This is a genomic window from Comamonas odontotermitis, from assembly GCF_040396735.1.
GTDB classification, from domain to species: Bacteria; Pseudomonadota; Gammaproteobacteria; order Burkholderiales; family Burkholderiaceae_C; genus Comamonas; species Comamonas odontotermitis_C.
The window spans coordinates 1-12,260 of sequence record NZ_JBEBNZ010000050.1 but is presented as its reverse complement, the minus strand read 5'-3'; the positions used below and the strand labels follow the sequence as shown (position 1 = coordinate 12,260).

General features: G+C 60.3%; 10 protein-coding genes and 1 tRNA gene. 6 read left to right on the top strand and 5 right to left on the bottom strand.

Annotated features, from left to right (window positions below):
• Positions 1–235: 235 nt before the first annotated feature.
• The 5 genes from ACH2DG_RS20385 to earP all read right to left on the bottom strand — a co-directional run bounded on the left by ACH2DG_RS20385 (position 236) and on the right by earP (position 5,432).
• Entirely contained in the window at positions 236–1,048 is an 813-nt protein-coding gene (locus ACH2DG_RS20385) for a PPK2 family polyphosphate kinase (RefSeq protein ID WP_395028380.1), read from the bottom strand.
• 133 nt (positions 1,049–1,181) lie between these two features.
• Positions 1,182–2,603 (bottom strand): MATE family efflux transporter, encoded by a 1,422-nt coding sequence (locus tag ACH2DG_RS20380; RefSeq protein WP_395028381.1) that lies wholly within the window; start codon positions 2,601–2,603, stop codon positions 1,182–1,184.
• Positions 2,604–2,741: 138 nt separating this feature from the next.
• Complete coding sequence (locus ACH2DG_RS20375) at positions 2,742–3,368, bottom strand: DUF2239 family protein (protein WP_395028379.1); 627 nt, start codon at positions 3,366–3,368, stop codon at positions 2,742–2,744.
• A gap of 262 nt (positions 3,369–3,630) precedes the next feature.
• The gene (gene efp, locus ACH2DG_RS20370; RefSeq protein WP_184711640.1) at positions 3,631–4,185 is read right to left on the bottom strand and encodes an elongation factor P; all 555 of its coding nucleotides are present in this window, start codon (positions 4,183–4,185) and stop codon (positions 3,631–3,633) included.
• Between the two features lie 164 nt (positions 4,186–4,349).
• The gene (earP, locus tag ACH2DG_RS20365) at positions 4,350–5,432 is read right to left on the bottom strand and encodes an elongation factor P maturation arginine rhamnosyltransferase EarP (protein ID WP_395028377.1); all 1,083 of its coding nucleotides are present in this window, start codon (positions 5,430–5,432) and stop codon (positions 4,350–4,352) included.
• A gap of 95 nt (positions 5,433–5,527) precedes the next feature.
• Between earP and ACH2DG_RS20360 the strand changes: the two genes are divergently transcribed.
• From ACH2DG_RS20360 to ACH2DG_RS20335, 6 genes are all read left to right on the top strand, one after another.
• Positions 5,528–6,757: a CaiB/BaiF CoA transferase family protein gene (locus tag ACH2DG_RS20360; RefSeq protein ID WP_395028376.1), complete on the top strand. Its 1,230-nt coding sequence runs from the start codon at positions 5,528–5,530 to the stop codon at positions 6,755–6,757.
• A 117-nt stretch (positions 6,758–6,874) separates the two neighbouring features.
• On the top strand, positions 6,875–8,857 hold the full coding sequence (gene uvrC, locus ACH2DG_RS20355; protein WP_395028375.1) for an excinuclease ABC subunit UvrC: 1,983 nt from the start codon (positions 6,875–6,877) through the stop codon (positions 8,855–8,857).
• Between the two features lie 82 nt (positions 8,858–8,939).
• Entirely contained in the window at positions 8,940–9,506 is a 567-nt protein-coding gene (gene pgsA / locus ACH2DG_RS20350) for a CDP-diacylglycerol--glycerol-3-phosphate 3-phosphatidyltransferase (RefSeq protein WP_395028373.1), read from the top strand.
• Between the two features lie 306 nt (positions 9,507–9,812).
• On the top strand, positions 9,813–10,085 hold the full coding sequence (locus ACH2DG_RS20345; RefSeq protein ID WP_021026954.1) for an HU family DNA-binding protein: 273 nt from the start codon (positions 9,813–9,815) through the stop codon (positions 10,083–10,085).
• Between the two features lie 16 nt (positions 10,086–10,101).
• Positions 10,102–10,177, top strand: a tRNA-Val gene (locus ACH2DG_RS20340).
• Positions 10,178–10,238: 61 nt separating this feature from the next.
• Complete coding sequence (locus ACH2DG_RS20335) at positions 10,239–12,152, top strand: SurA N-terminal domain-containing protein (protein WP_395028372.1); 1,914 nt, start codon at positions 10,239–10,241, stop codon at positions 12,150–12,152.
• Positions 12,153–12,260 lie beyond the last annotated feature (108 nt).

Sequence of the window (12,260 nt, the reverse complement as noted above, 5' to 3'; positions counted from 1 at the left end):
GTCTGCGTTGTTGCAAATCCTCGCAATAGCGGGGCTATTGCTGCGGTATTGCGCCGCCAGGCGCGCCCCTAGCAGCCCATCCCTAGCCGGGCGTCCCGCAAAGCCACGGTCGCGGCGCGAGGAGATCGTAAACACGTTCTAAGACAAATCCAAGGTATCAAAACAATAGCTGCTGGCGCGCGTCCAATGTGCGCCAGCAGCTATTTTGTTTAAAAAACCGCTTTGGGAAGCGTGCTTACACAACCTGCAGGCCTGCAAGCTCCGGGTAGTCCACCGGGTACTGCGGCTGCATGTCCAGCAGGGTGTGATTGAGCAGGGTGTTCACCATCAGGTTGCGGTGCAGCTTGTCGTCGGCAGGAATGATGTACCAGGGCGCATGCGGGGTCGAGGTTGCCTCCAGCAGGTCTTCGTAGGCCTGCTGGTACGCGTCCCACTGCTTGCGCACCTCCAGATCGCCGAGGCTGAACTTCCAGCGCTTGTCGGGAACATCGATACGCTCCTGCAGGCGCTTGCGCTGCTCGTCCTTGCTGATGTGCAGCATGCATTTGAGCACCGTGGTGCCGTTTTCGGTCAGCATGCGTTCAAAGTCGTTGATCTGTCCATACCGCTGTCTGGTGGTGTCCTTGTCGATCCATTGGTTGACGACGGGCACCAGCACGTCTTCATAGTGGCTGCGGTTCCAGACGCCGATCTCGCCCTTTGCTGGCACCACGGCGTGGCAGCGCCACAGATAATCGTGGGCCAGTTCGTCCTTGGAAGGGGCCTTGAAGGTCGCCAGGCGAACACCCAGCGGGCTGGTGTACTTGAACACACCGCGAACCGCGCCATCCTTGCCGGCGGTATCCATGCCCTGCAGTACCAGCAGGATGGAGCGCTTGCCTTCGGCCTGCAGTGGACGCACCAGTTGCGCCAATTGCTGGTTCAGCGCCTTCAGGTCTTTTTCCTGCGCCTTGACGCTGTCATGCGCAAACGGGGTTGCCGCAGGGTCGTAGTTGGCAAGCTTGACCTTGCCTTTGGTGGGGACGCGGTATTTGTTGGTATCGGGCATAGAGAGGTGTGGGCGCCACAAGTGCAGGTGGGCAATGATTTCAGTTTTTGAACAGGCTGTCACCATGCGGCCGCGCAATTGCCGCAACGGCTGACAAAGCTTTACCGAATCCACGCGGTCTGGTGGGCAGTGCTCATACCATTTTGCGGATCGGTCGCTTCTTCCAGACGGCCTTGTAGTACCAGGTCTGCAGTCCCAGGGTGATGCTGTAGGAGAGTGGAAACGCCATCCAGATGCCGATCAAGCCGAAGCGCTGGCTCAGCAGCCAAGCCAGCGGCAACTCCAGCACTGTCAGCACGGCAATGGTGATCGCGGTGGGCACTACCACATCCCCGCTGGCCCGCATCAGGGCGGACAGCGATGCAAAGGCGCCAAACAGCAGGCCACTCCAGAGCACGATGTACAGCAGCTCGACCGCCACATGCAGCACCTGCTCGTCGGTAATGAAAATGCGCAGCAAAGGCCTGGCAAACAACGAACCGGCGAGCGCCGTCGCGCCACCCAGCGCCAGATTGATGGTGAGGGCGGTGCGTGCGATGGCGGGCAAACGCTCACTATGGCCCGCACCGATAGCCTGGGCGCCCAGAATGGATGCAGTGATCGCGATCGAGATCAGGGGGAACTGCGCAAAGGAGTTGATCTGGTTGACCGCGCCATACGCCGCAGTGGCGCTGGACCCAAAGCCATTGATCAGCGACATCACCACCAGTCCCGCGAGCGAGGTGGCAATCATCAGCACGCCAGTAGGAATGCCCACACGCAGCACGCCTTTGAGCAGCACGACATCAATTCGCATGGCCTTGAGAAGCGCACGCCCCGGTGCGAGCACACTTCCCTTGTGGCGCAGGTGTACCCCCAGCCAGACCAGGGCGATGCTGAAGCCCAGAATCATCGACACCCCTGCACTGGCCACCCCCAACTGGGGTAGGCCCCACCAGCCCGCAATCAGTGCGGGTGTGCTGAAGAGGCCGATGGCCGTGGACAGGATCAGCGACCACATCGGTGTGAGTGTGTCGCCCACGCCACGCAGCAGCGATGTGGCCAGCAGGAACACAAACAACCCCGGCATGCCCAGCAGCACGATGCGGGAGTAAATGGTTGCTTGCTCCAGAATGTCTGCCGGCGTACCCAGCAGCTGCATGATGGGGCGCGTGAACAGCCCGCCAAACACGGCCACCACGGCGCCAAAGATCAGGCCCACAAGCAAGGTGGTGCCGGCAATGGCACGCACCTTGTCCAGCTGGCGCGCTCCCCAGGCCTGCCCAATCAGCACCGAGGCACCAGCGCCCAGGCCAATGACGAAGGCAATGAACACGAACATCACGGGAAAGAACGCTGCAACAGCCGCCAGCGCCTTGAACCCCATCATCTGCCCCAGAAACATGCTGTTGAGCGTGCCCGAGAGCGACTGCAGGATGTTGGACAGGATCATCGGCCCTAGAAAGACCATGAACACCTTCCACAGAGGGCGTTGTGGTGCATTCCCGGAAGGCTGCGTCAATGACGCGGGCGGGGGAGGGTCGGATGGCTGCGTTGCCTGTGCAGCGCTGGGCATGGGAGAGGTGGAGGCTTGCATCTGTTGTTGTGGTTGTTGCTGAACGTAAATAATCGAGCCGAGCGCGCGAACACGCGAGTGTTCGGCGCATCGACATCTGCGCCGGCAGGGTTGGTCGATGTCTCGGTGAGCGGCAGATCAGCCTGCCCAGACGGGGCGGCTGAGCTGATGGAGGTAGGCCTGTACATCGTCCGGCCAGCCCTGGGTCTGCAGCTGGAAAGCCGATTCCTTTCTGGCGAACAATGCGCGACAGGCTTCTTCAAAGCCCGGCTGGTCTCCGGCCATTTCCTGCATGAAGCGGTAAGTGGCTTCGGTTGCTGCGCGCCGGGCGTCCTGCGCGGCATGGGCGTTGCGAGCGTCTTCGATCAGACGGCGCAACGCAGCCGATGCGCCGCCAGGCTGGCGACCCAGCCATTCCCAATGGCGTGGAAGCAGGGTGACTTCCCGTGACACCACACCCAGCTTGGGGCGGCCAACCGCGCGGGAGCGGGCGGAGTTGCGACCGTCGACGTCCATTGTGGAGGGGGGAGTGGCCGCAGGGCCTGGCGATGCGGCTGCCGCATGCTCAGCCAGTTCGGCACGCCAATTCAGATCCAGGCGCAAACCCGTGGCATCGTCGAACACCCACGGTGCAGGTGCACTGCCTTGCGGGTGCAGCTCGTCGTGGTTTTGCAGATAACGCAGCACACTCAGCCGGTCTGCCTGCAGTACCCGTTGCATGCCTTGAAAAATGGTCAGCCGTGCTTCGGCTTGCGCATGGTCCATGATGAATCCAGAATTTCTATCAATATCGCGCCGAATTCTACCTGGGCAAAAATAAATTTGTATTTTTAGTGGGTAAAAATATGTTTCTGGATTCCCCGGGGCAATCAGGAAGAAGGTTGGGCTTTCAGAGGAAGTAGGCACTTCCATCAGGGTGCGGGGAGGGGCATTGGAGCGGGGCGCCCCAGACGCAAAAAAGCCTCCAGCTGGCTGGAGGCTTTTTATGAAGTCGATCTGCAAGCCGGCCCGGGCGGCCGGCGCTGCATTACACGCGCTTGCGGTATTCGCCGGTGCGGGTGTCGATTTCGATCTTGTCTTCCTGGCTCACGAACAGTGGCACAGCCACTTCAAAGCCGGTGGCGATCTTGGCAGGCTTGAGCACCTTGCCGGAGGTGTCGCCCTTGACGGCTGGCTCGGTCCAGGTGATTTCGCGCACGATGGTGGTGGGCAGTTCCACAGAGATGGCCTTGCCGTCGTAGAACACAACTTCGGCTTCCATGCCGTCTTCCAGGTAGTTCAGTGCGTCAGCCATGTTTTCGGCTTCCACTTCGTACTGGTTGAACTCTGGGTCCATCCACACATACATCGGGTCTGCGAAGTACGAGTAGGTGCAATCCTTCTTGTCCAGGATCACGTTGTCGATCTTGTCGTCGGCCTTGAACACGTTTTCCGTGCCGAAGTTGCCGATCAGGCTCTTGAGCTTCATGCGCACGGTTGCAGCACCACGGCCGCCACGAGCGTATTCAGTCTTCAGAACGATCATTGGGTCTTTGCCGAACATGATCACGTTGCCGGCACGGATTTCTTGAGCGATTTTCATAGCAGTATTTGCCTGTGTTGGGGCCGCTCAAACGGCTACGGGCGGCAAATGATGCAGTGGACGAGAGCACTGCCTGTGCTGCGCCGTAGCATGTTCCGCGGCGTTGAGCGCATCCGTTGGGCCGATTGGCGATCCAAAAGCGGAAAAGCGCAAAGACTTCGATTCTAACCTTTTTCGCCCACAAATGCCATGAGCTGTTCAGTGAGGCTGGGCTGGGCCTGCAGCCTGTGGCGCGCCGCCTGCACGCACCTTGCCCATAGTGCAAGGAGGGCCGGGCTCGGTGTGGGCCAGGGCGATGACCCATCTGCGGGAGCGATGCCATTCCACAACGCGTGGGCCTCACGCAGGCTGGCCGGTGCCTCCAGCCAGTCCAGAAAAGCCGCCAGCTTGGCGTGGTGCGCATTGTCATCCTGCGGATAGATCTGCCAGATGAATGGTTTGCCTGCCCAGATGGCGCGCACCAGGGAATCTTCGCCGCGGACAAAATTGAGGTCGCAGGCCCACAGCATGTCGTCAAACTGTAATTGAGTGCCTGCTGGCAGGTAGTGCACATGGGCGGCGCCTGCCGCCTGCGGCGTCGACTGCACGAGTGCTGTTGCACGCCCGGGTGTCACAAGCCATTGCACGCCGGTCCCGCTGGCTGCAAATACCTGCGAAAAGGCAGCAGGTTCATAACAGAACAACGAAAAAACCAGGTCACCATCCTGCAAGCCGTGGCGGGCGCGCCAGGCAGGGCGGTCAAATGCGGCCTGGCGCTCTGCCAGAGCGGCTTCACGCAGCAGGCCGCCGGTGCGGTCGGTGAATCCGGGGTAGAAAAACCAGCGCGTGAGCCCCGCCGCAGGGCCACTCATCAGGCGCGAGGGCAGGCGGTGGCAGCGTTCCACATAGTCCTGTGCAGAAAGGTATTCCAGGTTGATCCAGACCGGCCTGCGAGGATTGCCTTGCGCCTTCCCTGCGATGGCCTGCTGAAAGGATGGTGGGATTTCACAGCCAAAAGCCTCGATCACCACATCGCCTGGGCCATCGGGCGGGGCAGTCTTGGGCCACGGCAATACCTGCACATGGCGCGCGCCGTGTGGCGCCATCCAGGCCAGGGCGCTGGCATCGTCCACCCACAGGCGCACCTGGCAGCCGCGCTGCGCCAGATCGGCCGCCAGCCGCCAGCACACGCCGATGTCGCCAAAGTTGTCGATCACCTGGCAAAAGATATCCCAGACGGGGCGGTGGGCAGGGCGGGCTTCATGCATCAGGAGGGCGATGATAGTGCAGTCTCCGCAGACACCGGTATTGCTGCGGTACTGGGTGACAATGTCGGTCAGCCATGAATGACGGAGACACGCCGATGGATACGAACACTGCAAACCTTTCTCAACCGGATGCAAGCCCTGCGGCGCTGCAGGGCGTCAAGGTGGTGGAGATGGGGCAGCTGATTGCCGGGCCATTCTGCGGCAAGACCCTGGGTGAATTTGGTGCCGAGGTGATCAAGATCGAGGCCACGGGTACGGGCGACCCTCTGCGCAACTGGCGACTGCTGCAGGACGGCACCTCCGTCTGGTGGCAGGTGCAGTCGCGCAACAAGAAATCGGTGGCGCTCGATCTGCGGCAGAAAGAGGCGCAGGATATTGCCCGCCGCCTGATTGCCGAAGCCGATGTGCTGGTGGAGAACTTTCGTCCCGGCACGCTGGAGGCCTGGGGCATGTCGCCCGAAGAATTGCATGCGATCAACCCGGGGCTGGTGATGCTGCGTATCTCGGGCTATGGCCAAAGCGGACCGTACCGCGATCTGCCCGGCTTTGGCGTGATTGGCGAAGCCATGGGTGGCTTGCGCCATCTGACGGCCGAGCCCGGCCGCGTGCCGGTGCGGGTAGGGGTGTCGATTGGCGACACGCTGGCGGCGCTGCATGGCGTGATCGGCGTGATGATGGCGCTCTACCACCGCAAGGTGAACGGCGGAGCGGGCCAGGTGATCGATGTAGCCCTGCATGAAGCGGTTTTCAACGTGATGGAGAGCCTGATCCCTGAATACAGCGCCTTTGGCGTGGTGCGCGAAGCCGCGGGCAGTGCGCTGCCGGGCATCGCGCCTTCCAACGCCTACCCCTGCCAGGATGGCTGGGTGCTGGTGGCAGGCAATGGCGACAGCATATTCAAGCGCCTGATGGACACCATAGGCCGTCCCGACCTGGGCAACGCGTCAGACCTTGCAGGCAATGCGGGGCGCGTGGCTCGGGTGCAGGAGATCGACGCCGCCATTGGCGCCTGGACGGCCGAGCGTGATATTGCCCAGGTGATGGATGCGCTGGCTTCTGCCCGCGTACCCGCAGGCAAAGTCTATACCGCCAAGGACATTGCGCAAGACCCCCACTACCGCGCGCGCCAGATGATCCTGCAGCAGCAGACCCGTGATGGGCACACACTCGAAGTGCCGGGCATCGTGCCCAAGCTCAGCGGCACACCGGGCACGGTACGCAGCAGCGCGCCGCACCTGGGTGACGATACGGATGCGGTGTTGCAATCCATGGGGCTGGATGCGCAGCAGATCGCAGCACTGCGTGAGCGTGGCATCGTGCAGTGAACTGTTTCTGACACGAGAAATTGATCGTTGGCGCTTGATTGGCAAGCGCTGCCAGCTATCAAAGCCATAGTTTTCCAGCTGCCGCCAGGGTGCGCCATGGCATAGCACAATAGTGTCATGTCCAGTCCCGTGCACTCTTCCGAACTTTTGGCCCAGGTGGCCGCGCTGCCCGCCTTGCCCGGCGTGTACCGCTACTTTGATGCCAGCGATGCCTTGTTGTATGTGGGCAAGGCCATTAATCTCAAGCGCCGTGTATCCAGCTATTTTCAGAAGGACCACGGCGGCACGCGAATCGGCCACATGGTCAGCAAGATTGTGCGGATGGAAACCACGGTCGTGCGCTCGGAAGCCGAGGCGCTGCTGCTGGAAAACAACCTGATCAAAGCACAGAATCCCAAATACAACATTCTGTTTCGGGACGACAAAAGCTATCCCTATCTGAAGATCACCGGCATTGCCATCCATGATGGCAACCTCAAGACGCCACCCAGCCAGGCCTATCCGCGCATTGCCTACTACCGCGGCTCCACCGACAAGAAGCATCGCTACTTTGGCCCGTATCCCAATGCCTGGGCGGTCAAGGAGACGATCCTGCTGCTGCAGAAAGTCTTTCGCCTGCGCACCTGCGAAGACAGCGTGTTTACCAACCGCACGCGGCCATGCCTGCTCTACCAGATCAAGCGCTGCAGTGCACCCTGTGTGGAGCACATCGGGCCAGAGGACTATGCCGCCGACGTGGCCCATGCCGAGGCCATGCTGCGCGGCGAAACGGATGTGCTGCTCAAGACACTGGAGGCGCGCATGATGGCGCATTCGGACAAGCTGGAGTTTGAGCAGGCAGCGGAAATCCGCAACCAGATCAAGGCGTTGGCCAGCGTGCTGCACCAGCAGAGCGTGGAGACCACCGATGACCGGGATGTGGACATTCTGGCCGTCAAGGTGCAGGGCGGCAAGGCCTGCGTCAACCTTGCCATGGTGCGCGGTGGGCGGCATCTGGGCGACCGTGCCTATTTTCCGGTGCATGTCGAGGACAGCACTGCCATTGCACAGGCTGATTTGGAAGAAAATGATAGCAATCAGCGGATGTCAGATGGGCGCAGTCAGCTGGTAAAGCAAGTGGAGTCCCGTGTGCTGGAAGCCTTTGTGGCGCAGCACTACCTGCAGGTGGCGCCTCCGCCGGTGCTTGTGGTGAGCGATCCGGTCGACACCTCGCTGCTGCGGGCACTGTCAGAGCAGGTGGGGCAGCGCATGGCGGCGGTGTCGCAGCCGCGCGAAGAGCGCCGCGTGTGGCTGGAGATGGCAGAGAAGAACGCGCAGCTGCAGCTGGCACGCCTGCTGGCCGAAGAGGGCTCGCAGCAGGCGCGCACGCGCGCGCTGGTCGATGCGCTGGATCTGCCGCAGGATGACGTCGACCAGTTGACCATCGAGTGTTTCGACATTTCTCACACTGCAGGCGAGAACACCCAGGCCTCATGCGTGGTGTTTCACCACCACAAGATGCAGAGCAGCGAGTACCGGCGCTACAAGATCGACGGCATCACCGGCGGCGACGACTACGCCGCCATGCGCCAGGTACTCACGCGCCGCTACAGCAAGGTGGCCGAGGCGCAGCGCGATGCAGGGGGGGCAGAATTGGCCTCGGGCAGCGCACGGCTGCCCGATATCGTGCTGATTGACGGCGGCAAGGGCCAGGTGGGCGTGGCGCGCGAAGTGTTCACCGAACTCGGGCTTGATCTGTCGCGCATCGTGGGCGTGGAAAAGGGCGAGGGCCGCAAGGTGGGCCTGGAAGAGCTGGTCTTCTGCGACGGCCGCGACAAGGTCTACCTGGGCAAGGATTCGGCTGCGCTCATGCTGGTGGCGCAGATCCGCGACGAAGCACACCGCTTTGCCATCACCGGCATGCGCGCGGCGCGCGCCAAGGTTCGCGTAGGTGGCAGCAGCCTTGAAGAGATACCGGGCGTGGGCCCCAAAAAGCGGGCGAGGCTGCTGCAGCGCTTTGGCGGTGTACGCGGCGTGCAGGACGCCAGCGTGGACGACCTGATGACAGTGGAAGGCATCTCGGCGGCACTTGCAGAAGACATCTACAAAGCCCTGCACTGAGTGCCGCTCCGGCCTGCCCCTGCATGGCGAAGTGTCACAACAAGGGTCGTGCCGGCGGGCCATTGCATGCCACAATACATGCATGTTTTTCACCATCCCCACCATCATGACGTGGACGCGTATCCTCGCGATCCCGCTCATCATCGGCGTGTACTACTCGCACCTGGACATGGCCACGAAGAATCTGTGGGCCAGCGGCATGTTTGTGGTGTTCGCCTTCACGGACTGGCTGGATGGTTTTCTGGCGCGCCGGCTCAACCAGACCTCGTCATTCGGGGCGTTTCTCGACCCGGTGGCCGACAAGTTTCTGGTGTGTGCCTCGCTGCTGATCCTGGTCTACCTGCAGCGCGCCGATGTGTTTGTGGCCCTCATCATCATCGGGCGCGAAATTGCCATCTCCGCGCTGCGTGAGTGGATGGCGCGCATCGGTGCCAGCAAGAGCGTGGCGGTGCACATGATCGGCAAGATCAAGACCACGGTGCAGATGGTGGCCATTCCGTTCCTGCTCTATGACGGCAAGATCGGCCCTGTCGATACGGGCGTGTGGGGTACCTGGCTCATCTGGGCTGCCGCCGTGCTGACGGTGTGGTCGATGGTCTACTACCTGCAAAAGGCATTGCCAGAGATCAAGGCTAGGGTTGATTCGTAGTGCAAGTGCGCTGGTTTGCGCTAGACTGCATCGCGTCTGGGCGAATCAAATGGCTTGCCAGATGCGCGGGGCTTGGCTCCAACAGGTTCCAACCAATCAAGCTGGCTGAAAAAAAGTGATTTTTTTCGCGATCACCCAGAAAAATCCGTCTAGAATCCTTTCGTTGCCAAGGCACTGGGGTTGAGACAAAATGCTTTTTCCCAGTGGTGTTGTTTTTGCGATGTGAGGCTTTACGGGTGTTGCCCTTACTGCCCATAATTTCAAGATACACACTTCCCTAACTCTCTTGATTTATAGAGGCTGCTTGTGAATAAAACTGAACTCATTGAGCACATTGCTAATAATGCTGATATCTCCAAGGCTGCCGCTGCTCGTGCGCTGGAGTCCACCATTGATGCAGTGAAGAAAACCTTGAAAAAAGGTGGTACAGTCTCTCTGGTAGGTTTTGGTACTTTTGCTGTTGGTAAGCGCGCAGCTCGTACGGGTCGTAATCCCCGCACCGGCGCAGCGATCAAGATCAAGGCTGCCAAGGTGCCTAAGTTCCGCCCCGGTAAAGCATTGAAAGATGCTCTGAACTAATTCAGGTTATCAGGTGGGGTGCTTAGCTCAGTTGGTAGAGCGGCGCCCTTACAAGGCGTAGGTCGGCGGTTCGACCCCGTCAGCACCCACCACCACCGAACAAAGGCGAACGAAAGTTCGCCTTTTCTTTTTTCTTGCTCAGAAAGTTAGACGATGTTTGAATCCATCCGCAAGTACTCCAAGGTGCTGATGTATCCGCTGTTCTTGCTGATCATTCTGTCATTTGTTCTGGTGGGAGTGAACCAGAACTATTTCAGCGAAAAGAGCCCCGTTGTCGCCAAGGTCAACGGCAAAGAGATCACGCAAATGGATTGGGACAATGCACACCGCATGGAGACCGATCGCATGCGCCAGCAAAATCCCAACATGGATGCCAAGTGGATGGACGGTGCGGAAGCCCGTTACCTCACGCTGGAGCGTATGGTGCGTGACCGGGTGTTGGACGCTGCCGTTCAGAAGATGCACCTGACCGTGGACAACGCCACGCTGGGGCGCGCGCTGATGGAGATCCCGCAGATTGCCGCGCTGAAAAAGCCCGATGGCAGCCTGGACGTCGAAGCGTATCGCGCCCTGGTGGGTGCGCAGGGCATGAGCCCCGAGGGCTTCGAGGCGAGCATGCGCCGCGATCTGGCCGTGCGCCAGGTTCTGGGTGGTGTTTCGAACACCGCCTTCGTGACCGATGCGCAGACCAAGACCGCCATCGACGCGCTTTATCAGCAGCGTGAAATCCAGATTGCACGCTTCGATGCCAAGGCCTTTGCATCGCAGGTGAAGGTGAGCGATGCCGACTTGGAGGCTTTCTACAAAGCCAACCAGGAGCTGTTCCGCCAGCAGGAGGAAGCCAGCATCGAGTATGTGGTGCTGAATGCCGATACTGTCAAAGGCATGATCCAGCCCAGCGAAGATGATCTGCGCACCTACTACAAGGAAAACCTGAACCGCTTCATGGGGCAGGAGACGCGCACGGCAAGCCACATCCTGATCAATGCGCCGCAGTCGATGCCGGCGGCCGACCGTGAAAAAGCCAAGCAACGTGCCCAGGCGCTGCAGGCTGAGGCAAAGGCCAACCCTGCGCAGTTTGCAGAACTGGCCAAGAAGAATTCTCAGGACACCAGCTCCGCCGTCAATGGTGGCGCTTTGCCTGCCTTCAAGAAGGGTGACATGGTCAAGCCTTTTGAAGATGCCGCATTTGCCTTGAAAGCGGGCGAAATCAGCGATGTCATCAGTACCGAATATGGCTTCCACATCATCAAGATGGGTGAAGTCAAGACGCCTCGCGTTCCGACCTTTGAAGAGCTGCACAGCAAGCTTGAAGAAGAGGTGCGCGCCCAGCAGGTGCAGAAGAAATACGCCGAAGCCGCAGAGACCTTCTCCAATACGGTGTTCGAGCAATCGGACAGTCTCAAGCCTGTGGCTGACAAGTTGGGCTTGAAGATCGAGAAGGCAGAACACATCACCCGCACGCCTGCTGCCGGTGCCGCAGGTGCGCTGGCCAATCCTACGTTCCTGGAGGCACTGTTCTCGAGCGACGCGCTGCAGAACAAGCGCAATACCGAAGCCATTGAAGTCGGCACCAGCACGCTGGCCTCCGGCCGCATCGTCTCTCACCAGGATGCACGCGTTCTGCCATTTGAAGAAGTCAAGGCCAAGGCGCATGACTTGTACATTGCGCAGCAGGCGGCCGAGCTGGCACGCAAGGAGGGCGAGGCGAAGCTGGCAGCCTGGAAGACCGATGCTGCAGGTGCCAGCTTGGCGGCGCCCATTGTGGTGTCGCGCCAGGATGTCAAGGGTCAGCCGCCTGTCCTCATCAATGCCGTGATGCATGCCAAGTTCGATGGCTCCGCCGCATGGACTGGTGTGGACCTGGGCAAGGATGGCTACGCAGCGGTGCGTATCAACAAGACAGTGCCCCGTGCGCAAGACAGTGCGGAAACCCGCCTGGCGCAGAAACAGGAGTTCGAGCGTCTGGAGAGCTATGCGGAAACCATGGCGTACTATGAATTGCTCAAGGAGCGTTTCAAGGTGCAGATCAAGGTGCCGCGTCCACAAGAAAACAAGGCTTCATAAAAATCTTCGTTTTCGTTTGAAGTGGTAAATTAGCCGCTATAATCATGTCTTCACCAACACGGTGGCTGTAGCTCAGTTGGTAGAGTCCAGGATTGTGATTCCTGTTGT

What these genes read in the sequence shown, in the direction of transcription:
- ACH2DG_RS20385 (WP_395028380.1), bottom strand. Translation starts at nt 1,048, where the DNA reads ATGCCCGATACCAACAAATACCGCGTCCCCACCAAAGGCAAGGTCAAG.
- ACH2DG_RS20380 (WP_395028381.1), bottom strand. Translation starts at nt 2,603, where the DNA reads ATGCCCAGCGCTGCACAGGCAACGCAGCCATCCGACCCTCCCCCGCCC.
- ACH2DG_RS20375 (WP_395028379.1), bottom strand. Translation starts at nt 3,368, where the DNA reads ATGGACCATGCGCAAGCCGAAGCACGGCTGACCATTTTTCAAGGCATG.
- efp (WP_184711640.1), bottom strand. Translation starts at nt 4,185, where the DNA reads ATGAAAATCGCTCAAGAAATCCGTGCCGGCAACGTGATCATGTTCGGC.
- earP (WP_395028377.1), bottom strand. Translation starts at nt 5,432, where the DNA reads ATGCATGAAGCCCGCCCTGCCCACCGCCCCGTCTGGGATATCTTTTGC.
- ACH2DG_RS20360 (WP_395028376.1), top strand. Translation starts at nt 5,528, where the DNA reads ATGGATACGAACACTGCAAACCTTTCTCAACCGGATGCAAGCCCTGCG.
- uvrC (WP_395028375.1), top strand. Translation starts at nt 6,875, where the DNA reads ATGTCCAGTCCCGTGCACTCTTCCGAACTTTTGGCCCAGGTGGCCGCG.
- pgsA (WP_395028373.1), top strand. Translation starts at nt 8,940, where the DNA reads ATGTTTTTCACCATCCCCACCATCATGACGTGGACGCGTATCCTCGCG.
- ACH2DG_RS20335 (WP_395028372.1), top strand. Translation starts at nt 10,239, where the DNA reads ATGTTTGAATCCATCCGCAAGTACTCCAAGGTGCTGATGTATCCGCTG.